The organism is Nocardia sp. NPDC005366 (assembly GCF_040606855.1).
Classification (GTDB): Bacteria; Actinomycetota; Actinomycetes; order Mycobacteriales; family Mycobacteriaceae; genus Nocardia.
Window position 1 is genome coordinate 62924 of sequence record NZ_JBEXFQ010000009.1, and the last position, 26137, is coordinate 89060.

Genomic DNA, 26137 nt, shown 5'->3' on the forward strand with positions numbered 1-26137 from the left:
ACCGCCGCCACACGATCAACCGAGCTGCCCCGTGTGCGGCCATACGCGACGAAAACCCCCGCCACCCAGTACATTCGGTCACTCTCCCGTGCCCTGGCACAATGCTGCCACTGGAACTTTCCACTAAATCCGAATTATGGGCGTTTCATTGCTTGCCGCCCCGGGATGCGGGAAACTCGCGAAGCCGCCGATATCGGACGGTTGTCCAGATTCGTACCGGACATCACACCGGCACCCGGACAACAATCCGCGAACAACGGCTCGACGCATTTCTTACTCTGGAGTAAGATAGTCTTACTCAGGAGTAAGATCTGGGAAAGACTCGCCCCGCCCCACCGGAGAAACAGGTGATGATGAGCACTCGAGACAGCGCGACGAAGCGACGTCCTGACACGTCCGCCGTCGGCCTCAACCAGCCCAAACGGGACTGGATGGGTGCCGCGATGCGGGTCATGACAACCCTGACCGGGTCGGAACTCGTCGAGAAATACAACCTGCGCAAACCGATCGAGCGAGTCACCTACGAAGGCACCAAGACCGGCTTCCGCACCCTCGGTGCGGCCACCCGCGCCTTCGGCAAGGTCGCGGGCGGGGGGCGGCCCAAGCGGCTGGCGAACAACGAGTCGACGAGGAAAGATCTCTTCGACATCACCCCCTCCGACGAGCAGCAGATGATCGTGGAGACGGTGCGGGACTTCGCCGCCGAGATCCTGCGCCCGGCCGCCTTCGACGCCGACGCCGCGGCCGCGGCCCCGCGCGACCTGCTCGAGCGCGCGGCCGAACTGGGCATCACCCTGATCAACGTGCCCGAGGAACTCGAGGGCGCGGCCTCCGAGCGCGGCGCGGTCACGAACTCGATGGTCGCCGAAGCGCTCGCCCACGGCGATATGGGGCTGGCCCTGCCGATCCTGGCGCCGAGCGGTGTCGCTGTCGCGCTCTCGCAGTGGGGCACCGACGCCCAGCAGCAGACCTATCTGCCCGCCTTCACCGGCGAGAACGTGCCGCAGGCCTCGGTCGTGATCTCCGAGCCGCGCGCCCTGTTCGATCCGTTCGCCCTGCAGACCAAGGCCACTCGGTCCCCAAGCGGCTACCGGCTCAACGGTGTGAAGAGCCTGGTCCCGGCCGCCGCCGACGCGGAACTGTTCCTGATCGCCGCCGAACTCGACGGCCGTCCGGCCATCTTCATCGTGGAATCCGACGCGCCGGGCCTGGTCGTCGAGGCCGACCCGAGCATGGGTCTGCGCGCCGCCGGCCTCGGACGCCTGCTGCTGGACAATGTCGCGGTCGGCACCGATGCCATCCTCGGCGACGGTGACGCCGCGACCCGCGCGGAGGAGTACGCCGACGCGGTGCGCTTGGCGCGCCTGGGCTGGGCCTCGCTCGCCGCGGGCACCGGCCAGGCCGTGCTCGACTACGTGATTCCGTATGTGAACGAGCGCGAGGCGTTCGGCGAACCCATCTCGCACCGCCAAGCGGTCGCTTTCATGGTCGCCAATATCGCGATCGAGCTGGACGGTCTGCGCCTGGTGACCCTGCGGGGCGCCTCCCGCGCGGAACAGGGCCTTTCCTTCGCCCGCGAGGCCGCCCTTGCCCGCAAACTCGCCACCGACAAGGGCATGCAGATCGGTCTCGACGGCGTCCAACTGCTCGGCGGCCACGGCTTCACCAAGGAACACCCGGTCGAGCGCTGGTACCGCGATCTGCGGGCTATCGGCGTCGCCGAGGGTGTCGTGCTCGTCTGACCCGGCCCGATCGCGTATTTCAGGAGACCTCACCCATGATCAACCTCGAACTCCCCAAGAAGCTGAGGGCCAGCGCCAATCAGGCCCACCAGGTCGCCCAGGAGATCTTCCGTCCGATCTCACGCAAGTACGACCTCGCCGAACACGATTACCCCGTCGAACTGGACGCCATGGCCGCCATGGTGGAAGGACTCGCGGATTCCGGCACCCAGAAGATCGGCGGCGCGGCAGGCGGACGATCCGACGACAGCGAAAAGGACGCGCACGCGACCGAGTTGCTCGGTAACGCCAACGGCGGCAACATGTCCGCGCTGTTGAACACGTTGGAAACCTCGTGGGGCGATGTCGGCCTCATGCTGTCGATCCCCTACCAGGGCCTCGGAAACGCGGCTATCGCGGCCGTCGCCACGGACGAACAGCTCGAGCGTTTCGGCAAGGTGTGGGCCGCCATGGCGATCACCGAGCCGTCCTTCGGCTCGGATTCCGCCGCCGTCACCACCACCGCCGTGCGCGACGGCGACGAATGGGTGCTCAACGGCGAGAAGATCTTCGTCACCGCCGGTCAGCGCTCCACCCACATCGTGGTGTGGGCGACGGTCGACAAGAGCCTGGGCCGCGCGGCGATCAAATCGTTCGTCGTGCCGCGCGACGCCCCCGGTCTCTCGGTGGCCCGGCTCGAGCACAAACTCGGCATCAAGGCCTCCGATACCGCCGTCCTACTGTTGCAGGACTGCCGCATCCCCGCCGACAACATCCTCGGCAGCCCGGAAGTCAACGTGGAGAAGGGTTTTGCCGGGGTCATGCAGACCTTCGACAACACCCGCCCCCTCGTCGCGGCCATGGCGGTCGGCGTCGCGCGCGCCGCACTGGAAGAACTGCGGACCATCCTGACCGACGCGGGCGTCGAGATCTCCTACGACACCCCGGCGAACAACCAGCATGCCGCCGCCGCCGAATTCTTGCGCATGGAGGCCGATTACGAAGCGGCGTACCTGCTTTCGCTGCGCGCCGCGTGGATGGCCGACAACAAGAAGCCCAACTCACTCGAGGCTTCCATGTCCAAGGCCAAGGCGGGGCGTACCGGTACCGACCTCACCCTCAAGGCCGTCGAGCTCGCCGGAGCCATCGGCTACTCCCAGCGCAGCCTGCTGGAGAAGTGGGGTCGCGACTCGAAGATTCTCGACATCTTCGAGGGCACCCAGCAGATCCAGCAGCTGATCGTGGCTCGCCGGGTGCTGGGGAAGACCAGTGCTGAGCTGAAATAGGCTGTTGGACAACGGAAACCCGGTGCCGGTCGGATCATCGACTGGCACCGGGTTTCTGGTCTCCGCCGCGGTCTTCACTCGCTCGGCTCAGTCTGGGCCGTCGCTGGGCCGTCATCCACTGCCCACGCGGCGAACGCGTCATCCACGGCCCGCCGCGCCCGCTCGTTGCTCGACGGCAGAAGATGGGAGTACACCCGCAAGGTGAAACCCGGATCTTCGTGGCCGAGAAAGTCCGCGAGTTCCTTCACCGATACACCGTGTGCCAACAGTTTCGACGCCTACAGGTGGCGAAGCCCGGTATGCATCCCGTCGGCACCAGGCCCCGGTGAACCGCAGAGACCTGATCATCAGGCCACACAACGATTTTCGGTGTTCGCGACACCGGTCGTCGCACCGTCTTCGCCCGGCAAGGGTTCTCGCGGATCGGCCGGTCATCGACCGCGGAGTCCAGCACACCCGAGACGATCCCGAACAGCACGTTCATGTAGTTGTCGGAGTACTTACGTTCCTCCAGTTTGCGCAAGATCCGCACCCAAGGCCTGGTTGATCTTTCCTTGATACCTCTCCGGCCTGCAAAGGCCGCAGCACCGCTCGCTGAGCCCGGAATTCACAAGGGGCGTGTGATCTTGTACCCACAAAAGCGGTCGATCACGAAAGTGAGGATGGCGTGAGCTGGAATTCCGGAGAGACGTGGCGGCTGGTCCGCGATGAGGAACTCCTCGGCGAGATCGTGATCGAGAGCGGTGACTTCCCCTGGCTGTCCGGACGTTTCCTGCCGCAGCCAGCCTTTGACGACGTCAAGCCCCTGTTCGACCAAGAGCTTGCCCTGATTGAGTCCGGCGTGGACAACCATATCGGGGAATGGGAACGTATCTATGCCCGCATCACAGATGCACTGAGCCTGCTGTCGCCGCGTGGCCCAGTGTCGGAATTCCTTCTCCACATCCAAGGCGACGAGGCGTGGTTCCGTTGGGATGACGAGCCGTTCGACGACGATGGAAGCTGAGGCCGGGCCGCTAGTCCGGAGACTAGGTAGTCGGTGAGGGGTAGCCCTGGACACCGGAATGAACGGTAAATCTGAAGCCAGGCAACGTAGTTCGAGGTAGTTGGCTAGAAAGTCTGGCGTATTGCATCGGATGATGTATTGGAGGGCTTGCGTATTGGCGTCGGTGCTGGTGGATCAATGTCGGCAGGCTAGTTGAATCGATTCTCCTACTTGACCTTCTGTGGTGCTGTAACGTGCGCCTTCGCGTGGGGGATTGCATCCAATGATCGAATCAATCATCTGCTTGACGGGCGAGTAGGAGCGTTTGGAGTGGTTTCGGAACGCCAAGGCGAGTTGCGGGCCGTGGCCGGTACAGCCGAGACGGTGCTCGCATCCGGCGTGGCACTGTTGCAGCCGGAGGAAACGGTGTTGCAGGCCATGCTGGCCGGCTGGGCGAAGCAGCAGGCGGCTCGATTGGTGGCACCGGGCACGCTGGAGCAGCGGGAGCAGAACGTGCGGCGGCTGGTGGCGTTCACCAACGACTACCCGTGGAACTGGGGACCGGTGGACATCGAGGACTGGACTGCTGCGATGGTCGATCGCGGATTGGCTCACTCCACGATCCGGCACTACCAGGGGCAGGTAGCCCTGTTCCTGGACTACCTGACCGACGCCCGATACAGATGGGATGCGGTGTGTGAGAAGCATTTCGGAACACATCCGGTCCAGGTGTTCCACGAATGGAACACGGCGGTGCACCGTGCTGACGTAGAAGCGCGGCCCGGCAACCGCCCCATGAGCCGCGACGAGCTCCAGGACTTCTTCGACTACTGCGACGACCGTGTGGCAGTCGTCCGCCGGTCCGGCCGGAAGGGCTGGCTCGCGGCGTTCCGCGACGCGGCCGTGTTCAAGACCATCTACGGCTGGGGCCTCCGCCGCCGAGAAACCGCGATGCTGGACACGATCGACTGGTCGTCGAACGCGGCCACACCCGAATTCGGGCGCTACGCGGCGTTGTCGGTGCGCTACGGCAAGGCGATGCGCGGCAGCCCACCCAAACGACGGTCGGTGTTGTCGACGATGGGTTGGGCCGTGGAGGCCGTCACCGAGTGGGTGGAGGACATCAGGCCGATGTACGGAGTGACCAACACGGTCATGTGGCCGACCGAGCGCGGCGGCCGAATCACCAACGACTACCTGAACACTCGGTTCGCGGCGTGCCGAGACGCGCTCGGCCTGCCGGCCGAACTCGGGCCGCATTGCCTGCGGCACTCCTACATCTCCCACCTGCTCGAGGACGGATTCGACCACCTCTTCGTCCAGCAGCAGGTCGGCCATGCCTGGGGCTCCACCACGGCGCTCTACACATCGGTCGGCTCCGACTACAAGAACAAGGCGTTGCGCCGCGCCCTCGACCGGGCATTCGCCCCAGCACCACGATGAAGAGGAACCGATGACGAGCCGAAGTCGAAAACTCGGATACCACTGGCACCTGCGGACGCTGATGGCGGGCAAGGGCATGTTCGCCACCACCGACCTGGTGCCCCTGCTGGCTGAGCGCGGCGTCACCCTGTCATCCGCGCAGGTATACCGGCTGGTGACCCAAACCCCGGAACGGTTGAGCCTGCCGATCCTGGTAGCGCTGTGCGACATCCTCGACTGCACGCCGAACGACCTCATCGAGCCGGTGGCGGAGGCGAAGCGATCCAAGGCCACTGGGACCAGCGGCGTGGTGGTGAAGGCCGATGCCGTGACCGTGGACCGCAAGCCCCGCCGTGCTGAGATCCGGCGACAGTGATCACCGGGACGTGCTCGGTCTGCGGCGAGAAGCGGGAACTCGTCGGCATCACACCGCAGGGCGGACGCTGGCAAGAAGCGCCACGTGGCCGCAGCGGACTTGCAGCGGAAACGGGATCGCATCATCGCCGCGGTCGGGGCTGTGGAGCCGGAGCTGCCGGTCGACGTCATCGACGATGCGGTTCGCACGGCGGCTCCGCTCAAGCGCCACGCGAGCATGCTCGCCGCATACCTGGAAGGACACCCGGACGCGCTGTCCGACGGCCCCACCAGCGGCATCGCCCCACTGCACCGCCTGGCCGGGCTGCTGGCCGAGGCCGGGGCTCGACGCATCGCACCCCGGCACCCGGTCTGCGCGCGATGCGGCCGACGCGAACGCAGGCACAAGCGCGCCGACGGCGGCACATGCGCGAACTGTCGGTCGCAGGAAAAGCGGCCATGCCCGGCCTGCGGCAACGTCCGCAGGCCATACGCCCTCGATGCGGACGGCCGCACCCTGTGCCATATGTGCATTCGTCGCCGGCAACGGCAGGTCGAGGCGACCGAACTGAGCGACCGCATCGCGGACTGGGTCGTGTCCCGCAACCCCGACGCAGCCCGCACGGCGATCATCGCCGTCATCGACGGAGTCGCACCCAACCTGGAATACCTCCGTCGAGTCGCAGCCGAGCTCGACCAGGAGAAGATGCAGCCGCCGGGCTGGCCTCCGGGCGCCACGGCCAACCTCATCGCTGCTCTCGTATCGACCGGTGCCGCCGCAAACGTTCCCGCTCTGATCTGCCACGACTGCCTACAACACGCGGGACCGAACCCGCACATCAGCCTGAACCCCGTCACCGTCAGTCCGGGAATGGTGCGTTGCGACGCCTGCACAAGAAGATGTCCCGCCTGCGGCCGGTCGTCGCGGTTGCCCGGCGAGAACATCTGCGGGCGATGCCGCACCGACCGGGCTCGGCCGCGCGTCCGCGGCACCTGCGCGGGCTGCGGTACACACGATCAACGACTCGGCGACGCCGGAACCTGCCGCCGATGTCGAAGTCTCGTCCTGAAACCCTGCGACGACTGCCGCGAGCCCGCTCACCGGACCCGATCCGACGACGCGTGGGTATGCCAACGCTGCGCCCTGCGGCGAGATATCGACAAGCTGCTTCCCGACGACGGCGGACCGCTCGCCGCATTGCGGGAAGCGATCCTCGCGGCCAAGCCGAAGACGACCAGGATGTGGCTGGCGTTCCCGCATGTCGCAGAACGCATCTCGGCACTGCGAGATGGACGGATAGCTCTCACCCACACCGCCCTCGACCAGCTCCCGGCTGGCCGCGACGTGGAACACCTCCGTCACCTGCTCGTCGGAGCCGGTGCCCTGCCGCCGGACCCACTTCGCCGAGTCAACGACTGGGCAGCACAACTGCCGCAGGTCCTGGCCGTTCTCGACCAGACGGACAGCCGAACAGTGCGATCGTGGCTGAACTGGAAGGTGCTGCCTCGACTACGTCGCCGCGCCGAAGCCGGGCATCATATGGGCTCGAGTCTGGGCAACGCTCGACAGGACCTGCGTGAGGTCGTGGCCTTCCTCACCGGTCTCGCCGCGACCGGACGATCCCTCGCTACCTGCTGCCAAGACGACCTGGACAACTGGTTCGGAGAACGAACCGCGCAGCGATATCGCGTCCGGCCGTTTCTGACCTGGGCCAAACGTCGCCGCCACCTTCCACGGACCCTGTCGATGCCGCCGAAGTATCGCGGAACATCCACGACACCAACAGATTCTGAATCGCGCTGGGCTACAGCCCGCCGACTCGTCGATGACGACTCCATCCACCCCGCCGACCGCATCGCCGCCGCGCTCGTCGTGCTTTACGCTCAGCCCTTGGCGCGGGTGACGGCGCTGACCCTCGACCACATCCGCAAAGACGGCCAGGCGATCATGCTCAGGCTCGGCGAGGACGAGCTGGAACTCCCCGAACCGTTCGCGTCGCTCATCGTTCAGCTGCCGTGCCCCCGCCGCAACGGGCCATCGATGCAGTTTCCCGGTCGATGGCTGTTCCCCGGAACACGTCCGGGTCGCCCGGTAGGGCCGATTCCGCTCGCGAATCGACTTCTCGCCCTCGATATTCAGCCTCGCCCGATGAGGGCATCTGCTCTGCGTCAACTGGCAGCCGAACTGCCGCCCGCCATCGTCGCCAGCGTGCTCGGAGTTCGGCCGTCCACGGCCGTCAGATGGGCAGGAGAAGCGGGAGGCAACTGGACGAACTACGTCCACGACCGGACATAGACGCCACGGCGATGTCGCTTCTCTCCTGCTGCGTTCCCGTGCTCCGACTGCAATCCGCCCCACGCTGCGGCTGGCTCTCACTGAAACCGGCTGGTGCACGCTGGTTCCGCGCACCATCCGCGTGTGGCTACGCTGGTAAATTCCGACGTCGTTGGCTGGTGAATCCTGACGTCGGGGAGCGTGGATCGGGGTCATGTTGATCGGCCAAAAGTGACGTCATCGGTCGGCGTGGCGGCAGCCGAATCGGAGTGTCGCACGCGCTGATGAGCATCGTGCGTTTCTCGCGGCTGGGCTGCCGGTGCGCGACCTCGATGAGGTCGACGCGGAATGGAGAACATGGGAAAAGCCGTGGCCGGACTGGCGTGACGGTGATCAGGAGGACCTGCAGCGGCATCTCGACTGGCCGGTCGATGACGCTATCTGGCAGGTTGAGCGGGAAGGGCAGTGGCTGCGGGGCGTGCCGAGGCTGGTTCCGGTGTATGGACACCGGTTTCTGCCGGCCGGCTGTGGAAGTTGGGGGCATCCTGTTCTGTCGGTGTGGCGGCTTGGGGACATCATCTGTTATGGCGGTGACCTGAACTTGTAAGTCCGTTTGGAGTTCACCGAAGTCGGTGATGACGACTGGCGCAGCGAGCAGTGGAAGTCGCGGGTGACGGTGCCTTTTTGGCGCGACTACTTGTTGTGAGGCCGAGGGCCGACCTCGCGAACGAGTCGGCAGATCCGGGGTATCGGTGAACTGTGACGTCGGCGCTGTGGGTTGGAGCTGGCTCGGCACCCGGGACCGAGCACACCGGTCCTTGCACCGCAACCACGATCACGACGTCAGAATCCGCCGATGTGAACATCCCCCGATCCCGACCGACGCCAAAATTCACCGATGAGTGACGTCACAGATAGCCGATAGAACCACACGTGTATGTACGACTTTGAGGAGTCTGTTGATGTCCGGTGCCAGTTGATCTGACGTATTGCCAATGTTCTGGCACAAGTGCGGAGGTTCTGCCACCAATCTGACGCAGGTCGATCCCAATACGCGCCCCGGGCGAAGCGCGAGCTGCGCGATTGCGCGGCGCTTCAGCGGTCGTTCGACCGCGATGCCCCACTCATCGTCGATTATCCACACGGGACCATGTACCTACACCTCTACGACACTGAAACTTGTTCCGGGACAGAAAATCCGGTTACACATCCTTCCCGGGGCGAGGCGTCGGCCCTTGCTCTCCGGCAACGGTCGTGCGCAGGGTCTCGATCCACCAGTCGAGCATCTGATCCCGCGCGGCCGCGCCCAGGCCGACGCTGCGGCGGAATTCATCGCCGAACAACGGCTCCATCGCAACAGCCTGGTGCAATGCGGCCACCGTAAGCTGGATCGTCTCGCGCGGTGGCGGCGTTCTCCCGCTGGCCGCGCAGCCCTCACACGCCTGAGCGTGCAGCCGGTCCACCACCTCATCGAGCAGCCCGCTGCCGGTATCCCGCCAACCGGACCGGTGCAGCGCGAGCGCCAGTTCGGCATAACCGTCGGCGTAGAGTGCCGACAGCGCGTGCACCAACTCGGCGGGGTCGATCGGGCTGTCGGTCCACGCGCCCAAAACAGCGTGCAGTTCGGTCTTCAGTTTGGCCCCGCCGAATCGCAGCAACGCCTCCAGCAGTTGGTCCCGCGTGCCGAAGTGATGGTTCACCGCGGCATCGGACACGCCGATCTCGGCGGCGACCGCACGCACCTGCACCGCGGCCAGTCCACCTGCGGTCAGTAGCCCGCTCGCCGCCTCCAGGATCATCCGCTTGGCGTCATCGGGTGTACGTCGTACTCGGACAGCCACCCAGCAATCCTACCTTGACTAGTCGAGGTAAGATTCCTTACCTTGGATACTCAAGGTAAGGAGTGTGGCGTTGTGCACGAACAATCCACGATTCCGGCGATGACCGAGCTGGCGGCGACACTGGGCGTCTCGATCCACGATCCGACGCCGCCCCGTGAGATTCACTTCTCCCATGCGGGCTGCCGGCTACACGGATTCGACTGGGGCGGAATCGGATCACCGGTGCTGCTGCTGCACGGCGGCAGATTGACCGCGCACACATGGGATTTCGTCTGCCTCGGCCTGCGCGGCGATGCCCGGCTGGTCGCGCTGAATCTGCGTGGGCACGGTGACAGCGACTGGTCCGACGACTACAGCATCGACACCCTGGCGGCCGACATCGTCGCCACCGCCGACCACCTCGGCTTCGATCGGGTCGGTCTGGTCGGAATGTCCCTCGGCGGCGTGGTCGCCGCCCACGTCGCCGATGCGTGGCCAGACCGAGTCGACCGGCTGGCACTCATCGATGTCGCCCCCGGCGTGGACTTCGAAAGCACCCAGCGAGTGCGGGCATTCATCACAGGGCTCGGCCCGGTGCGGGAACTCCAGACGATTGTGGACACCGCGATGCAGGTAAATCCGCGCGCGAACCGCGCGGCAGTCACCTACCGCATGAGCACACTGTTTCGCCGTTCACCCGATGGCGATTGGGTGCCGAAGGCCGATCCGAGTCCACCCGACTTTCCTGCTATTCTCGCTGCCATCGATCGGCTGGCCGATCAGCTGGGCGGGGTGCCGGTGCTGTTGGTGCGCGGCGGGCGCAGCCGGGTACTCCCCCAAGTCGCCGCCGAACGACTGGTCGAGCGCATTCCGGACGGGGAGCTTGTGGTCGTACCGGACGCCGGGCACAACGTCCAGGAGGACAATCCGGCCGAGTTGATCACCGCACTGCGTGCCTTCCTGACACGCTGACCGCGACCAAACGCCCGGCAACTGCCACCGCAGTCAATCCCGCCGCCGCATGCACCTCGGACCTTCGGGATACCGGGTACCGCCCGGAGTAAACAGTGGCAACAGGTGCAGTCAACGCCGCTAGGAACGAACCACCTTGCGTCAACAATCTGGCAAGCCGACCGCGCAACGGTCTGACACAGACCTGACGCAATGCTGCTCACACCCCAAGCCCTGCGTCACATCGATTGACAAAGGACAGTTGACCGCGAACTCACACGACGTCGTGAAGAGGCAGCGAAGCGCATCGACGGGGCAGGTTGTTGGGCGGTGATGGGGTCGGCGGGCTCGGAGCTCGTGGCACCGTACATTCGGGACCAGACGCACTGCTCGGACCGGTGTTGCGCTGATCCTTCCCGGCAGGATCGCTGCTGCTATTTCCTCATGATGTTCGATCGGTCAGGGCATCTGCGCGGGCAAAGGACCTCGTAGTGCTCTGTGGTCCCTGGGATCCGCGCGGGTTCGGCGACGCCGGATCGTTCGTTTCGACCGCGAGAGAGACCACTGCCTCGGCCAGCGCCTGCAACGACGCGGCAGCCAGTGCGGTGTCGCGATCGGCGAGCCAGGCGAGCACGGTGCCGTCTACCGCGGTGGCGACCATGCGGGCCAGCGTCTCCACCGGGACGCGCCAGTGCACGTCGAATCGCTCCGTCACGCTCTCGAGCAACGTCGCGGCGCGATCGGTGTAGAGGCGGTATTGCCAACGGCCCAGCGATCCAGGGTCGTCGGGGGCCCGCAGATCGAGCAGTGTGAGTTCGTAGAGGACCGCCTGGCGACCGGGTTCGGTTACGGTCGCGGCGAGCAGCTGCTCCATCGCCGTCCTCATGACCGCACGCAGCGAGCCCGACGAGACGTCCAGATCTGTCAGCGCGCTGGTCTGCGCGCCGACCACCGCTTCGGTCAGCTCGCGCAGCAGTTCTTCCTTGGACCGGAACGCGTAGTGGAACGCGCTCTGTGGCATCCCTGCTTCGGTGCAGATGGCGCGGGTCGTCGCCGCGGAGACCCCGTCGCGAGCCATCACGACGAACGCCGCGTCGACGAGCAGTCGACGTCGCTCCTCAGCCCTCAGACGCACCAACAAGGCCCCTTCCGGTCGGTACGCGAGCCAGGAGACGCCGCGAACCACTCACCCGAGCTACCCGGTCGCTCGACCAAGTCACGTCGGGCAATCCTACCCGCTCACGTGCGCGGCGAAAATTGCACGCGATCAAGCCCTACCTGGTTCGCCGCAGCGTTCCGGATCAGCTCTCGGGGCAGCTCGCTCCTTATCGAGGTAGTCACCCGGCACGAATTCCGCCGCGTTGGTCAGTTGACCAATTCGTAACACGAGATAGTGGCGGACCGCCCGATAGTGGCCTAGTCTCGACTCGAATCGGTCAATTGACCTGTTCACTCGACCCACTTTGCGGCCCCAGGAGAGTCATGGCTCGGTATCAATCCACATACGCGCTGGTCACCGGAGCGGCGGGTGGCATAGGACTGGAAGTCGCCCGGCGCCTGTCCGCGCGCGGCCATCGAATCCTGGCCGCAGAACGCGACGACATTCTCGCCGCCCAGGCGGCCGAGCAGATCGGCGCCGACGCCATCCCCGTCGCGTGCGACCTCGCCGACGACGCCGCTGTCGCGGCCTTGTCCGACCGCGTCGAGAACGAGTGGGGACACGACCTCGAGATCTGCTTCCTCAACGCGGGCATCATCATTCCCGGTGACGTACTCGACACGACACCTCAACAGATCGACCTCCAGCTACGGATCATGCTCGGCTCCACGATCCAGCTCGCCCGATCCGCGGCTACCGCGCTGAGCGCACGCGGGTCGGGGCACATCGTGGCGACGGTGTCGCAGGGAGCGGTGCTCGCCCTGCCCGGCTCCGCGACATACTCCGCCGCCAAGGCAGGTCTGCGCGCCTTCCTCGCGGCACTGCACCTCGAATTGCGGGGCACCGGCGTCACCGTCGGGGGCGTATATCCCAGTGCCGTCGACACTCCGATGCTCCGGCACGAGGCCACGCACGGCGGCAGCCTGCTCAACTTCGTGGGCACCATCTCGTCCGTCTCAGACGTCGCCGACGCGGTCGACAAGGTCATGCGCACCGGCCGCGTCGAGGTCTTTCTCCCGGTCGCCGACGGACTCGCCGCACGCCTGCTACAGGTCGCACCCCGTCTCGTCCCCCTGCTCCTGCCATTCGCCGACCGTATCGGCGAGAAGGGACGACAGCGCTACCTCGCCGGGTTCAGCGCCTGACCCGCCACCGGTCGTCGGCGCAGACGGCCCGATCAGCTATTCCCACATCACCGACCACGGGAGTTCCCATGACCAAAAGCCAGAAGACCACACCAAGACTCGCCGCGGCCCCCGAACCAGGCCCCCAGTCCTCCGGCGAAATCTTCGCCCGCGATTCAGCTGTCGCGATCGTCGGCGCCGGACCGGCCGGACTGAGCGCAGCCCGCATGCTCCGCCACTACGGCATCGACTACGACCACTTCGAACGTCACACCGACGTCGGCGGGCTCTGGGACATCGACAACCCGGGGACGCCGATGTATGAGTCGGCGCACTTCATCTCCTCGCGTGACGTGTCGGGCTTCTACGACTTTCCCATGCCGAAGCATTTCGGGGACTATCCCAGCCGACGCCAGATCCTCCAGTACACCCGCGATTTCGCCGAGACGTTCGGGCTGCGGGAGAACATCGAATTCGACACCGCAGTGGACTCGGTCGTCCCCGACGGTCACACGTGGGTCCTTACTCCGTCCAGTGGCGCACCGCGACGGTACCGCGGAGTGATCTGCGCGTCGGGGACCAACTGGCACCCGCGGATGCCGCAGCACCCCGGAACGTTCGATGGCGAGATCCGTCACGCTGTCACCCACCGTCGCGCAAGCGATTTCGCCGGCAAGCGCGTTCTGGTCGTGGGCCTCGGCAACTCGGGTGCCGACATCGCCTGTGACGCGGCCCAGGCCGCCGACGCCGCCTTACTCAGCGTCCGACGCGGCTACCACATCGTGCCCAAGCACATCTTCGGTATCCCTTCCGACCAGTTCGACGATACCGGCGCCGCGCTGCCACGCTGGATCGAACGCCCACTGGTGTCCGGACTGCTGCGGTTGATCGTCGGCGATGTCACCCGCTGGGGCCTGCCCAAGCCGGACCACAAGCTTTTCGAATCACACCCATTGCTCAACAGTCAACTGCTGCACCACCTCCAGCACGCCGATATCACCGTCAAGCCCGATATCGCCCGGTTCGACGGACCGGACGTGGTGTTCACCGATGGCTCCCGCGAACGCGTCGACCTGGTGCTGTACGCGACCGGCTACGAGATGCGCATCCCCTACGTCGACGCGGCCTTGTTCGCCTGGAACGGCGACCGGCCGGCACAGTACCTCACCGCGTTCAACCGGCGTCACCGTAATCTCTTCACGTTGGGGTTCGTCGAAGTCAACTCCAGCGCATACACCCTGTTCGACAACATCTCGAACGTGGTCGCCCAGTATCTCCGTGACCAGACAGCACGTCCCGCGGCGGCCGCCCTGTTCGACCGGATGATCGCCACCGAACACCCCGACCTGACCGGTGGACTCCACATGGTGAAATCCGACCGCCATGCGGGATACGTCGATGCCAAGACGTACCGAAAAATCCTTGCGCGCGTGCGGAAGCGGATGGGGTGGTCCGACCTCGAACCCGGTTTCGCCGATCACCTCGTCCGGCCGGCATCGGTGGACGTAGCTCGCTGACCGAGCGCATCCGTTCACGCCGCACCAGTGCCGAAAGGGCCGATAATGACAATGAACCTCGCACCGCCCGTCGCGGGATATCTCGACTGCATGTCGTATGCCCCCGGTGATACCGTGTCCGTCCACGCCAGCGGTGTCTCCCCGACCGTCGCCGTGAGCCTGGTACGCCTGGGACGAGGCCCGATTCCCGGCCGGGACGTTCCTGCCGCCGTCGAGACGATCGACTGGTGCGCTTCTGGAAGTTACCCCCTCCACCGGCAGTCGAGCTGTGTCGGTGGATTCTTCATCGCCGAACTCGGTTCCCCGGTACGGTCCGACGTCGGATTCACCATCGGCGCCCACGTGTTCCCGACACGACCCGGCGCGTCACAGACTCTGGTCCACCTCCTGGGGGACAACATAAACGATCTTCGCCTCGTCGCAGAGGACCACGACGTCACGCTGACCGTCCGCACCGGCTCCGGCAGCGTGACCACCGTGACGTGCGCCGACGCGCTGCGCAGCCGTGCGTGGTCCTTCGTCGCCGCACGGGTCACCGCCACGTCCGTCGAGGTCCACGTCGTCGGAGCGGACCCGCTCTACGCGCCGACAGTGCACGCGACCATCGACGCGCGGAATCCGATCACCGGATTCGAAAGCCGCGCCGTGACCTTTGCCGCCGCGGACGCCAGGGACGTCACACCGCTGTCGTACTACACCCGCGGACGGGCGACGGCGTTCTTCGAAGGCAAGCTCGCCGCCCCCTTCGTCGTATACGGATCATCGTTCGACGCCGCCGCGGCATCGTCACCGCAAGAGTTGGCCGATGCGGTTTCAGAGCACGGGGGCGCGCTCTGGGACCTCGCGCCGCGTCGTCCGGGAACCGATCGCATCCACCAGCCTGTAATCGCCGGCTCCGCCGCACCGGGCCTGCTGGTCAACCTCCCGACACAGGGTGTGACCGGCCCGACTTGGGACGGCACATCAGTGTCCTTCCGTGAGCACTCCGAGCAGTACTCCGCCGCCCATTTCCATTCCACCGACCTCGTCGACTGCGGGTGGGAGCCCCTCATCACCGCACAATTGCCCACGGACCTGCCGAGCGGCGTGTACGGCGTCGAGATGCGCGCCGAGGACGGGAGCGCCGACACAGTGCCGCTATTCGTACGTCCGGCACCTGGTGGGCCACACAAGCGGATCGCCTTCCTCGCTCCGACCTTCACCTACCTCGCCTACGGCAACGAAGATCTCCTCGGATTCTTCTCCGACGTGCGGGCCCACATCCTGCACGAGCAACCCGAACTTCGAGAGTTCGCCCGCACACGCCAGGTCTACCGCGACCGGGAGTTCGGTGCCTCTTTATATGACCGACATCCCGACGGCAGCGGCGTCCACACCACCTCATGCCGTCGGCCGATGCTCGACCAGCGGGCCGACACCCCGTTCTGGGCTTACCTCACCGGGGCGCGTGGGCTCGGCGCGGACATGTACCTTGTCGAGTGGCTGGAGCGGTTCGGATACGAGTTCGACGTGATCACCGACCTCGACGTGCACACCGGTGGCGTCGACGCGCTCGCGAGTCACACCGTCGTCCTGACGGGATCGCACCCCGAGTACCACTCCGGTCGTGTCCTCGACGCACTCGAGCAGTTCCGCGACACCGGCGGCCGGATCGGATACCTCGGCGGCAACGGTTTCTACTGGGTGACGGGCGTTCTCGATGATGAGGCGCCGGTGATCGAGATCCGCCGCGGTCACGTCGGCATCCGGACGTGGGCCTCCGAACCCGGGGAAACCGACGTGGTCAGCAGTTGGGAGCCCGGTGGGCTGTGGCGGTTCCGGGGGCGCGCGCCACAGCGACTCGTGGGTGTCGGCATGGCCGCTCAGGGCGGTGACTCCCGCCCGTATCGGATCCACGACGATGCCCGGGCAGCCGCACCGTGGTTCTTCGAGGGGATCAGCGGGTCCGTGATCGGGGACACCGGGTTCATCGATGGCAATGCCGCCGGTGACGAGCTCGACCGCGTCGACGCCGACTTGGGCACTCCGCCGGGCACCGTCGTCTTGGCCTCCTCCGGTAACCACCCGGAAGGAACCCAGCGCGCGGCCGAGGAGTTGCTGCAGCTGTTCCACGGCTCCGCAAGCGGACCGAACGATCCCGACGTGCGCGCCGACATGGTGTGGTTCGAGACGCCCGGCGGCGGTGCAGTGTTCTCCACCGGATCCATCTCGTACCTGTCGTCGATCATGGCCGACGACGGTGACAACTCCTCCTCCCGAGCCCTTCGCAATGTCCTCAACCGGTTCCTCGCCTGAACCCTCTACTCCACGGACGTGGCACACGCAATGGCGAGCCGACTCCCCACTCTCGGCCCGATCGCCGAGGCGGCTGCCGCCGCACCGTGTCGACTCGCGTGGACCGCGGCCGAAGCCGACGATTTCCGAATGCCCATGGACGCAAGCTGATCAGCGCTCCACGGCGGCGGCGTTCCGATCGAGCAGCTGCCGGTAGACCTCGGCCACATAATCGATCCTGGCGTCTTCGAGTTCGGGACGTGGGTAGGTGATGCGGAAGATCGCCTCGCCGTCGAACATGTGGATCAACGAGGTTGCCAGCAAGCGGGCGAGTCCGGCGGGTGTGTCAGGGCCGAGGACTTCGTGCGCGGCCCGCTCGACATCCGCGATCAGCGCATGAGCGACCGGCTCGAGTCGGATGCGCAGCTCCGGTTCGGTGCGGGCGGCGACCAGCAGTTCGAACCAGACGGTATTGGTCCGATGGCGGATCTGTGCGCGGGTGGCGCGAAGCGCGTCGGCGAAATTCAGCGGATCACCCACCACGGACAGCGCGGCGAAGGCAGCCATATGCTGGTGGCCGACCTCTTCCGCGGCGGCGACAACAAGCTCGATGCGCGAATCGAAGTGTCGGAAGATGCCACCCTTGGACACACCGGAGCGTCGGCTGATCTCACCGAGCGAGGTACGGTGGTAGCCGACCTCGGCGATCGCCTCGATGGTCGCATCGACGAGCTTGGCGACGGTCGCGGCACGGCGATGGGCCTGAGTTCGGCGCGGCTTGGTCGTCACTGTTGCCCGGACCGCAGGAACTTCCCGGTGCGGCGGCTGCCGAGCACAGGAGCGGCCACGCCGTGCCCGAAGACGTATTCACCGCCAATGAACACAGCCGTCACGGCGTCGTCGTTGCGATTGACCATGCGCGGCAAATTCTCGAACTGGGCAACCGGGTGTTCGGCGTACGCGTCGAGCGTCTCGTCGAGGTGTGCCGGATCGATGACGACCAGGTCGGCTCGGTCGCCTTCGCGCAGATGCCCGGCATCGATGTCGTACCAGTCGGCCAGTTCCCCGGTCAGCCGGTGCACGGCACGCTCCAGCGACATGAAGGGCCTACCCGCGGACTCGGCCCGGTGTACACGCCGCAGGAACCGCAGGCCGAAGTTGTAGAAGGCCATGTTGCGCAGATGCGCGCCCGCGTCGGAGAATCCGAGTTGCACGCCCGGATCGCTGCCCAACTTCTCCAGATACTCCGGCCGGTGATTGGAAATAGTTGTGCGCCAACGGACTTTGGTGCCGTACTCGACAACCAGGTCGAGGAACGCGTCCACGGCATGCAGCCCGCCGCGGTCGAGACCCACCTGGCCGAACGTCTTGCCGATCACCTGCTCGTCAGGGCAGGCCACGATCTCGGCATCGAAGAAGTCCCGATGCCAAACGCGCAAGCCGAATTTGGCGTCGTAGTCCTTGCGGCACCGCCTACGGTAGGCCTCGTCGCGCATCAGCGCGTTTCGCTCGACCTGGTCGGACAGATGCAAAGCGGCCGCGCCCGAGCCGAACTCCTCGAAGATGACGAGATCGATACCGTCGGCGTAGACCTCGAACGGGACCGGTAGGTGCTGCCAGCGGAAGTCGCCACCGAATCTGTTGAGCAGACGGGCGATCGGACCGAGGATGTGGATCAGAAACGGGCTCGCCTTGATATCGGCGGCGGACAGCAGACTGGTCTTCAGCGGCTTGCGGAAGATGCCCAGCGAACTGAGCGTCATCGCGCCGACACTGCGCGGGGACCTGACATCGGGTCCGGCCTGCAATACCCGGCGACGGCGACGCAGAACCGCGTTGAGCCGCCGACGTTCTCGAGTCTTGGCATAGGTCGAGTGCAGTGTGCGCGAGCGGCAGGTTTCACCATCGAGCTTGTCGAAAAGCAGCTGCTGCGCGGACATTCCGACGAAGCCCGCATCCAGCGCGTCGGTCAGCTTCGCCTCCATGGCGGCGAGTTCGGCGGCCGTAGGGCGAACATCCTTGCGGGTGGCGCGATCGAGACCCATCACCGCAGTGCGCACGTCGGAATGACCGAGGAACGCGGCGATATTGGGTCCGAGCGGTAATGCCTCGAGTGCCTCGACGTACTCTCGCGCGGACGTCCAGGTCTTGGACTCGGCGACCGTGCCGATCACATTCCGGCGCGGTATCGCCTCGACCCGGCCGAAGAGATCTCCGGCATCGGTGGCCCCGACGTGCACGGTGGACAGCGAACACGACCCGAGGAACACCGTGGTGATGCCATGACGTACCGATTCGCTCAGCGACGGAGTTCCCAGCACCTCGACGTCGTAGTGGGTGTGGATGTCGATCATGCCCGGCACGACCCATTGACCCGCCGCGTCGACGACGTTCACGCAGCCGGTTTCATCCAGCGGATCAATGGAAATGGCGGCGACCCGGCCGTCGCGGATACCGAGATGGCGGATCGCCGATGCGGACCCCGCACCATCGAACCAGCGTCCACCTTTGACGATTGTGTCTTAGCTCATAACAACATGGCAACCGATCGGTCGCAAAATGTCAAGGTGGGTGACCGCTGGGGTCCGATAGCGCGGAACGGACACCGGGCTCGCCGTGCGTGCGGCAGGTTGCGAAGTCCGGGGGCAGATGGCAAGAGGCTGGAGAATCCGCCGCGCTCGCGCCGATTTCTACGACCGCGATCACGGGTGGGACCGGTTCGACCGGTAGGTGCCCGACCGGCTGCGGTGGTCTCGCTGAAGCAAAGTCCGTGCTTCGAACGTTCCGGGCTGCATGCTCTACGTTCCGGCGGTGTCGGGGTCTGATCGTGGAGAGCGCCGACGACGCGCGCGGAGGTGACCACCAGCCGCGGACCGATCAAATACCCTGACCCGACCGGGTGCCCGATACCCCCACCGCATACCAGCATCACCCTTCCGGCCCTATCGAGGGGTTAGCGGCCGACGTGGCCGCGGACCTCGCCCGGTCCTCGGTTACGGTCGTCGCGGCCGACCAGCACGTCACCACCGTCCCGGTTCTTCGGGGTCAAGGTCACCGTGACCCTGTGCTTGCGTGCGCGTGATCCGCCGGCTTCCACGTCACCTGTGACCACCCACGCCTTGAACCCGCCCTTGACCTTCGCGTCCGCTCGCAGCTCGACCCCGAATGACAACTCGATCGGGCCCACCACGAACCGCATGTCCTCATCCGCGCCCCGCGCGGTAGCTGTCAGCAACTGATTCCGGACTGCGGCGACCGCGTCCCCCAACTCGATATCCATAACCCCCCTCGCCGGCGGCGAGCGACACGCTACACACCATGCCAGCCAGCGGACAGCGTTGCCGGGATGCATGATTCGCCACGCGAGACCGCCTCGATCTCGGGCGAGGCCACTTGGGATACGGAAGCACCCCAGACAGCGTTGTGCTCCCCCGGGGGAAGGTCGGGAGGACCCATCACCGAGACCGTATCGAGCTACATGAAAGACCTCGCCATTTACATCATCGAACGCCCGCAGTAACGGCACGCCTGCGATAGCCCATGAAGGGTGTCCGTGGCCATGACAGAGTCCCCGCTGGTGGCCGGTGGTAGGTCGCCGCTGGCGGCCAGGTAGAAGTCCCCATTCCCTTGCTCGTCGTGTCATACCCCGGAACTCGTGGCCTGGGCGGTGACGGTGATAGCGCCAACTGTCATCCGTCACTGCCCAGGGAGTTCCATTGAAGTCTGCGAGAGAGCGAATGGACATCATTTCCGCCTATCGAGAGGTCGGAACCTATCGAGGGGCCGCCGAGTTGTGCGGCACCACGCACAAGACCGTGAAACGTGTCATCGAGCGTGTCGAGTCCGGCGGCCGGCCGCCGGAGCGGATGCCGCGGTCCCGCAATTACGACTCGATGCGGGATCTGGTCGCCGAGCGGGTCGCGAAGTCGAAGGGCCGGATCTCGGCCAAGCGACTACTCCCGGCGGCGCGAGCCGCCGGTTACGAGGGGTCGCCACGGAATTCCGGCGGCTGGTAGCCGAGCAGAAAGCGTTGTGGCGCAAAGACAATCATCGAGGCCGTCGTCCGGCGGTGTGGTCGCCGGGTGAGTATCTGGTGATCGATTGGGCCGAGGCCGCACCCGGATTGCAGCTGTTTTGTGCGGTGCTGGCGTTCTCGCGGTGGCGGTTTGTCGCGTTCGCTGCCGATCAGCGCCAGTCGACGACGCTGGCGTTGATCGCCGAGGCGTTCGCCGTGATCGGCGGGGTTCCCACGCGGGTGCTGGCCGATCGGATGGGCTGCCTGAAAGGTGGGGTGGTCGCGAACATGGTTGTTCCGACTGCCGAATATGTCAGGTTCGCAACGCATTACGGCTTCTCGCCGGATTGGTGTCATGCAGGCGATCCGCAGTCCAAGGGCATCGTGGAGAACCTGTGCGGCTATGCCCAGCGGGATCTGGCGGTGCCATTGCTGACCGAGGCCGCGATAACCGGGCGAGCGGTGAGCTTGCGGGAGGCCAACACGGCGGCGAAAGCGTGGTGCGCGGAAGTGAACTCGCTGGTGCATTCGGAGATCTGCGCGATCCCCGACGAACGCCTCACCCTCGAGCGGGAGTTGTTGGGGCCGTTGCCGTCGCTGCGGCTCGAGATCGGCGCACCATCGGTGACCCGCACCGTCGACCGGCTCTCGTGTGTTCGTTACTCCTCGGCCCGCTACTCGGTGCCGACCCGCCTGATCGGTGAGAAAGTGCAGATCGTCCTCGACTGCGGTGCGCTGCTGGTGCTCGAACCAGCGACCGGGGTGATCGTGGCCGAACACGAACTCGTCGCACCCGGTGAAACATCGATCCTCGATGACCACTACGACGGGCCACGGCCCGCACCCAACCGCGGGCCACGTCCGAAAACCACCGTCGAGCAACAGTTCTGCGCCCTCGGGCCGGACGCGGAAGCATTCCTCGTCGGTGCGGCCGCGATCGGCAACACCCGCCTGGGCCAGGAGTTGGAGATCCTGCTCGCGCTCGGCGCCGCCCACGGCGAACCCACGCTGGTGGCGGCGTTGCGGCGGGCGGTGGCGTTCGGGCGTTTCCGCGCCGCCGACGTCCGCTCCATCCTCGCCGCCGGCACCGGCACCCCGCAGCCGCGCCCAGCAGGTGAGGCGCTGGTGCTGGACCTGCCCACCGCACCGACCCGCTCCCTGGACGCCTACAAGATCACTCGTGACGGGAGCGCATCATGACCACAGCACGATCGAAAACCGTTCCCCCCAAACCGATTCCGGAACTCGCCGCCGATCTCGACGCCGGTCTGCGCCGGTTGAAGCTGGCCACGGTCCGCCGCACCGCATCCGAGGTGCTGGCGGTCGCGAAAACCCAGCGCTGGACCCCGGAAGAGATACTGCGCACCCTGATCGAGGCCGAACTGGCCGCCCGCGACGCCTCCAACGCGGCCAACCGGCTCAAGGCTGCCGCGTTTCCGGTCACCAAGACTCTCGACAGCTTCGACGTGTCGGCGTCATCGATCCCGCAAGCTACCTTCGACTACCTGTCGAGTCTGGAATGGGTTCGCGCGCAACACAATCTCGCGATCATCGGTCCACCCGGGACAGGCAAGAGCCACACCATGATCGGGCTCGGCCACGCCGCCGTCACCGCCGGCCACAAGGTCCGCTACTTCACCGCCGCCGACCTGATCGACACCCTCTACCGCGGCCTGGCCGACAACACCGTCGGCCGAATCATCGATACCCTGCTACGCGCGGACCTCGTGATCCTCGACGAGATCGGGTTCGCACCGCTCGACGACACCGGCACCCAACTGCTGTTCCGGCTGGTCGCGGCCGCCTACGAACGGCGGTCGCTAGCAGTCGCCTCGCACTGGCCGTTCGAGCAATGGGGCCGGTTCCTGCCCGAACACACCACCGCCGCCAGCATCCTCGACCGGCTACTGCACCACGCCACCATCGTCATCACCGACGGTGACTCCTACCGCATGAAACACCGCAAGCGAGGTGACCACCCCTGAACTAACCACCCCACCCCCGCAAGGGGGTGGGGACTTCCTACCTGACCACCAGCGGCGACCCCCAAATGACCATTGACAAAGCGGCGCACGGAGCAGAGACGACTACGTTGGAATTCAGGGGTTTGAATACTCCGGTATTGCCAGTTGTCGGTTGTTGATGATCATAAACGGTGAGTCCGGTTTTGGCGGTGATGAACGGTTCGCACACCCAGTCCTGCGGTGCGACCCAGTCCAGGGCGCCGACCTCACCGGCATAGCGGCGCACCCGTGCCACGTACTCACGGGGTGTTGGTCCGGCGGCCCAGGGTCTATGAACGCTGAGCATGGAGAATCCGTTTGAATCCAACGCCCACCGCCCCTGCGCCTGCGGCAACGTGCGGTATTGCGACAGACGCACATCGGAGATGAACAACGGCACCGCGGTACGAGTCAGCCAACCCGGCTGATGAGTACCGAGATAGAACCTCACGCGGTCTCCTTCTCATCCCAGCGCAGGACCGTCGCCAGACGCGGCAAGGTGATCGGGTCCGCGACAGCGCCTGTGCGCGGGAAGACGAGTTCGGCCAGGGCCGGTCCGACGATGGTGGCGGCACATCCTTGCGCACCGAAAGCGTGTGCCAGATGCACAGCGGTACCGCGGTAGTCATCGGGGCTGTGTCCCGGCAGCATCCGCACACGAACCAGATCCACACTGCCGCCGACCTCGACAGCGAGCAGACACGGCACGAAGTGTGTCCGCCGTTGGTGATGCTCAGCCCGCATGCGGTGAGCAGCCGCCCCCAGCGCAGCCGGTACCGGAACCATGACAGGAACCCGGTCCGTGCCCGGTGGGTGATCCACCGCTCGAAGTCGACCTCGAACCCGCCCTTCGAGGCACGATTACTTCCGCCGTCGTGAACTCTTCAGGGACTCTGACCATCGACTTGGACTCCGGGAACCGGCTCGTGGTCCCAGCACACGATGAATACGAGGCATGGTCCCTTGTAGGTCCGAAGGGTTATAGAGTCGTATGCATGCCGCATGGCGAGCTGGCGACTTGGACGGCCGACTGATCGTGAGTTGAGCGCGAGGGTGGACGCACACGGCAAAGTCACCGGATGTCCATTCAGGGATTCACACGCAGCGCTGCGCGGACTCGAGGAATTCGCTCCCTACTGGATATCGAGGCGGACCTCCGCACCCGGTGGCAGCGACGCCACCTGCTGGTGGATCTGACCGGAAACGTTGAGGCTGACGGCGAAATCGACCACACGCAGATTCTCGATGGCCAGTTCGCCGCCGAGGATCGGGGGTTGGTTGAAGTCGTACACGGCGTCGTCGTCGGGTAGCAGACCGTTTTCGGCGGCGGCGACCGCGAGGCTCGCCAGCAGATATTGCTCCATGCCGTCGTGGGTGTTCAGTTCCTCTTCGAGGTCGTCGGGGGTTTCCCAGGGACGGGTGAGCTCACCGTTGAGTGTGTCCAGCCACCACAGCCCGTCCTCGGCCTCGAAGAAGACGTCGCCGAAAAGCGAGGCGCACAGGGGTGTCTTACCGTCGAGGCCGATCCACTCCCAGGACCGGAGCCCCTCTTCGAATTGCTGTGCCGTGAACGGCTTGACTAGTTGCACACCGCGACCCTACTCACGTTTGTCGCCTTCGCCGGTTCCGCCACGGCCGAACCGATGAGGATCGGTTGACGTACGGCCGTTCAGAAATTGCGGGTCGCCGCGGCAGGGAGTCCGGGATATCGGTCGCGGCCAGGGGGCGGGGTGTACGGATCCGGCGTCGCGCTCGGGGTGGACGGATTCCGGCTCGAGTTCTTCGGCGGACCCGGCACGATCGCACCGAACAGATTCGCGCGCGGCGCGATTCAGCAGGTGAAGTATTCGCCCGCGTTCACTTCGCGCGGCGCGGATGCCTCAGTGAGACATCCGAAGGGCACCACACCGGCGTCGCTGGCCCGGAAACCTGTTCCCGCGTCGGCGTTCACGCACAGCAGGCCGCTCGAATCCATGCGGCACCGATTGCCGTGCAGACTGATCCGCGAACCGTAGGGCAGTTGAGCACCGTATCCGCGCAGGAACGGCCCTGGATCGCCGTGCAAGCCGCCGACTGTCAAGGTCTGTCCGGCGAATTCCACCCAGCCGCCGACCCAATTGCCCTGACGACTCGATGGCTGCGCGGGCGGATTCTTCAGATCGACCAGGCAGACCAGGCTGTGACGCCCCTCGTGGCCGTCGCTCATACATTTGATCTTCCCGGTCGGGCTGGTGAAAGCCCGGTCACCGCTGTCCAACTCGGTGGATACACCGTCTTCGGTCGTCGCGCTCGCGTACTTCGAACCGGTGACCTCGGTGCCGGCCTCCACCCAGGCGACAACCTCCTTGATCGGGGCTCCGCTGCCTGGCGCCGCTTTCGCCGCGGCGGAGGTGGACGGCGCGACGGTCGCCGTGGTCGTCGACGTCGGGGTTTCATGCGAGGAATGGTCGGTTGTCGATGAGCAGGCTGCCGCGAGAAGGACCAGAGCCGCCAAGGCCGCGATACGCATGCGTGCACATTAGCGCCCCGGCGCCGACGTCCCGACAGGTGTCGGCCGATCGCCGAGACTCGGCGAATAGGCAAGGGAGCGTATCGAATTGGCGGACCGATGGCCCCGGATCCGACCGGGTCGAATTCGACGAGCGGCTATCCGTTGTCAGCGACCAGCCGACTACATAGGCTCGTCGACGTGGATCTGGAAGGACGTGTGGCGGCCCTCGAACGCCGAATCGCGGTGCTCGAGGCGGGCCGAACGACAGCCCCGGACGGCAAGGCCGAATCCGGCGAGGAGCTCTGGGCGGTGAACCGCCTGCGCGCGGAGTTCGCCGACTCGGGCGTGACGAACGGCGGGGTGCTCGTCACCGGGTCGGGGCGTTTACCCGCCGGGGATCAGTACGCGTGGCAGATGGGTTTCACCACCGACGACCTCCTGCTCGATGACGCGGACGGGGCAGCCGAATGCCTCGCGGCACTGAGTAGTCCGGTCCGGCTACGGCTGCTGCGCGCCATTCTCGCCGGACGCCGCACCGCCTCGGAACTCGCCGAACTCGACGGTGTCGGCACCTCCGCGCAGATCTACCACCATCTGCGCCAACTGGCCGCCGTCGGCTGGCTGCAAACCGCGGGCCGTGGTCGATTCGACGTGCCGCAGGGCCGGGTCGTGCCACTGCTCGTGGCCTTGGCGAGTGCCCGGCGCTGAAGAACTGCTTCGTGGTCCGGACACAGCGGCCG

Annotated in this window: 24 protein-coding genes and 1 pseudogene; 15 read left to right on the top strand and 10 right to left on the bottom strand. The window is 65.9% G+C overall.

Annotated features, from left to right (window positions below):
* The first annotated feature begins 350 nt into the window (after positions 1-350).
* Positions 351-1742: an acyl-CoA dehydrogenase family protein gene (locus ABZS43_RS12910; protein WP_355036045.1), complete on the top strand. Its 1392-nt coding sequence runs from the start codon at positions 351-353 to the stop codon at positions 1740-1742.
* A gap of 35 nt (positions 1743-1777) precedes the next feature.
* On the top strand, positions 1778-3007 hold the full coding sequence (locus ABZS43_RS12915) for an acyl-CoA dehydrogenase family protein (RefSeq protein ID WP_355036046.1): 1230 nt from the start codon (positions 1778-1780) through the stop codon (positions 3005-3007).
* A gap of 74 nt (positions 3008-3081) precedes the next feature.
* Here the strand turns inward: ABZS43_RS12915 and ABZS43_RS12920 are convergent, their stop codons facing one another.
* Positions 3082-3273 carry a hypothetical protein gene (locus ABZS43_RS12920; protein WP_355036047.1) on the bottom strand — a complete coding sequence of 64 codons (192 nt, stop codon included), beginning with the start codon at positions 3271-3273 and terminating at the stop codon, positions 3082-3084.
* A 401-nt stretch (positions 3274-3674) separates the two neighbouring features.
* Between ABZS43_RS12920 and ABZS43_RS12925 the strand changes: the two genes are divergently transcribed.
* From ABZS43_RS12925 to ABZS43_RS12945, 5 genes are all read left to right on the top strand, one after another.
* Complete coding sequence (locus tag ABZS43_RS12925; protein WP_355036048.1) at positions 3675-4013, top strand: hypothetical protein; 339 nt, start codon at positions 3675-3677, stop codon at positions 4011-4013.
* Positions 4014-4322: 309 nt separating this feature from the next.
* On the top strand, positions 4323-5435 hold the full coding sequence (locus ABZS43_RS12930) for a tyrosine-type recombinase/integrase (RefSeq protein ID WP_355036049.1): 1113 nt from the start codon (positions 4323-4325) through the stop codon (positions 5433-5435).
* Between the two features lie 10 nt (positions 5436-5445).
* On the top strand, positions 5446-5790 hold the full coding sequence (locus tag ABZS43_RS12935) for a helix-turn-helix transcriptional regulator (RefSeq protein WP_355036050.1): 345 nt from the start codon (positions 5446-5448) through the stop codon (positions 5788-5790).
* Between the two features lie 84 nt (positions 5791-5874).
* Positions 5875-8064, top strand: coding sequence for a hypothetical protein (locus ABZS43_RS12940; RefSeq protein ID WP_355036051.1), 2190 nt, complete (start codon positions 5875-5877; stop codon positions 8062-8064).
* A 298-nt stretch (positions 8065-8362) separates the two neighbouring features.
* Positions 8363-8650 carry a hypothetical protein gene (locus ABZS43_RS12945; RefSeq protein ID WP_355036052.1) on the top strand — a complete coding sequence of 96 codons (288 nt, stop codon included), beginning with the start codon at positions 8363-8365 and terminating at the stop codon, positions 8648-8650.
* Between the two features lie 595 nt (positions 8651-9245).
* Here the strand turns inward: ABZS43_RS12945 and ABZS43_RS12950 are convergent.
* Positions 9246-9884, bottom strand: coding sequence for a TetR/AcrR family transcriptional regulator (locus ABZS43_RS12950; RefSeq protein ID WP_355036053.1), 639 nt, complete (start codon positions 9882-9884; stop codon positions 9246-9248).
* A 99-nt stretch (positions 9885-9983) separates the two neighbouring features.
* Here ABZS43_RS12950 and ABZS43_RS12955 point away from each other — a divergent pair, with 99 nt between their 5' ends.
* Positions 9984-10835, top strand: a complete 852-nt coding sequence (locus tag ABZS43_RS12955) for an alpha/beta hydrolase (protein ID WP_355036054.1) — start codon at positions 9984-9986, stop codon at positions 10833-10835.
* Positions 10836-11256: 421 nt separating this feature from the next.
* Here ABZS43_RS12955 and ABZS43_RS12960 read toward each other — a convergent pair whose 3' ends face one another.
* The gene (locus ABZS43_RS12960) at positions 11257-11949 is read right to left on the bottom strand and encodes a helix-turn-helix domain-containing protein (RefSeq protein WP_355036055.1); all 693 of its coding nucleotides are present in this window, start codon (positions 11947-11949) and stop codon (positions 11257-11259) included.
* 347 nt (positions 11950-12296) lie between these two features.
* Between ABZS43_RS12960 and ABZS43_RS12965 the strand changes: the two genes are divergently transcribed.
* The 3 genes from ABZS43_RS12965 to ABZS43_RS12975 all read left to right on the top strand — a co-directional run bounded on the left by ABZS43_RS12965 (position 12297) and on the right by ABZS43_RS12975 (position 16909).
* A complete protein-coding gene (locus ABZS43_RS12965; RefSeq protein WP_355036056.1) occupies positions 12297-13118 on the top strand; it encodes an SDR family oxidoreductase in 822 nt (273 codons plus the stop codon).
* 68 nt (positions 13119-13186) lie between these two features.
* Positions 13187-14614 (top strand): NAD(P)-binding domain-containing protein, encoded by a 1428-nt coding sequence (locus ABZS43_RS12970; RefSeq protein ID WP_355036057.1) that lies wholly within the window; start codon positions 13187-13189, stop codon positions 14612-14614.
* Between the two features lie 45 nt (positions 14615-14659).
* Positions 14660-16909, top strand: a complete 2250-nt coding sequence (locus tag ABZS43_RS12975) for a N,N-dimethylformamidase beta subunit family domain-containing protein (protein ID WP_355036058.1) — start codon at positions 14660-14662, stop codon at positions 16907-16909.
* 150 nt (positions 16910-17059) lie between these two features.
* Here ABZS43_RS12975 and ABZS43_RS12980 read toward each other — a convergent pair whose 3' ends face one another.
* The 3 genes from ABZS43_RS12980 to ABZS43_RS12990 form a co-directional block, all read right to left on the bottom strand.
* Positions 17060-17677 (bottom strand): TetR/AcrR family transcriptional regulator, encoded by a 618-nt coding sequence (locus tag ABZS43_RS12980; protein WP_355036059.1) that lies wholly within the window; start codon positions 17675-17677, stop codon positions 17060-17062.
* On the bottom strand, positions 17674-19404 hold the full coding sequence (locus ABZS43_RS12985) for an amidohydrolase family protein (protein ID WP_355036190.1): 1731 nt from the start codon (positions 19402-19404) through the stop codon (positions 17674-17676). The genes ABZS43_RS12980 and ABZS43_RS12985 overlap by 4 nt, the downstream gene beginning before the upstream one ends.
* A 437-nt stretch (positions 19405-19841) precedes the next feature.
* The gene (locus tag ABZS43_RS12990; protein ID WP_355036060.1) at positions 19842-20168 is read right to left on the bottom strand and encodes a trypco2 family protein; all 327 of its coding nucleotides are present in this window, start codon (positions 20166-20168) and stop codon (positions 19842-19844) included.
* 436 nt (positions 20169-20604) lie between these two features.
* Between ABZS43_RS12990 and istA the strand changes: the two are divergent.
* Positions 20605-22103 (top strand): annotated as a pseudogene (istA, locus tag ABZS43_RS12995) (IS21 family transposase).
* Positions 22100-22888 carry an IS21-like element helper ATPase IstB gene (gene istB, locus ABZS43_RS13000; protein WP_355036061.1) on the top strand — a complete coding sequence of 263 codons (789 nt, stop codon included), beginning with the start codon at positions 22100-22102 and terminating at the stop codon, positions 22886-22888. Before istA ends, istB begins: the two are co-directional and overlap by 4 nt.
* Before the next feature lie 37 nt (positions 22889-22925).
* Here istB and ABZS43_RS13005 read toward each other — a convergent pair whose 3' ends face one another.
* Together ABZS43_RS13005 and ABZS43_RS13010 are read right to left on the bottom strand one after the other, a co-directional pair.
* On the bottom strand, positions 22926-23357 hold the full coding sequence (locus ABZS43_RS13005) for a hypothetical protein (protein ID WP_355036062.1): 432 nt from the start codon (positions 23355-23357) through the stop codon (positions 22926-22928).
* Positions 23354-23650, bottom strand: coding sequence for a hypothetical protein (locus ABZS43_RS13010; RefSeq protein ID WP_355036063.1), 297 nt, complete (start codon positions 23648-23650; stop codon positions 23354-23356). The genes ABZS43_RS13005 and ABZS43_RS13010 overlap by 4 nt, the downstream gene beginning before the upstream one ends.
* Before the next feature lie 65 nt (positions 23651-23715).
* Between ABZS43_RS13010 and ABZS43_RS13015 the strand changes: the two genes are divergently transcribed.
* Positions 23716-23940, top strand: coding sequence for a DUF6188 family protein (locus ABZS43_RS13015; RefSeq protein ID WP_355036064.1), 225 nt, complete (start codon positions 23716-23718; stop codon positions 23938-23940).
* Positions 23941-24039: 99 nt separating this feature from the next.
* Here the strand turns inward: ABZS43_RS13015 and ABZS43_RS13020 are convergent, their stop codons facing one another.
* Together ABZS43_RS13020 and ABZS43_RS13025 are read right to left on the bottom strand one after the other, a co-directional pair.
* Positions 24040-24495 carry a T6SS immunity protein Tdi1 domain-containing protein gene (locus ABZS43_RS13020; RefSeq protein ID WP_355036065.1) on the bottom strand — a complete coding sequence of 152 codons (456 nt, stop codon included), beginning with the start codon at positions 24493-24495 and terminating at the stop codon, positions 24040-24042.
* Positions 24496-24737: 242 nt separating this feature from the next.
* Positions 24738-25415 carry a hypothetical protein gene (locus tag ABZS43_RS13025; RefSeq protein ID WP_355036066.1) on the bottom strand — a complete coding sequence of 226 codons (678 nt, stop codon included), beginning with the start codon at positions 25413-25415 and terminating at the stop codon, positions 24738-24740.
* Between the two features lie 180 nt (positions 25416-25595).
* On the opposite strand from ABZS43_RS13025, the gene ABZS43_RS13030 reads away from it, so the two are divergent.
* A complete protein-coding gene (locus ABZS43_RS13030; RefSeq protein WP_355036067.1) occupies positions 25596-26105 on the top strand; it encodes a winged helix-turn-helix domain-containing protein in 510 nt (169 codons plus the stop codon).
* The last annotated feature ends 32 nt before the right edge of the window (positions 26106-26137 follow it).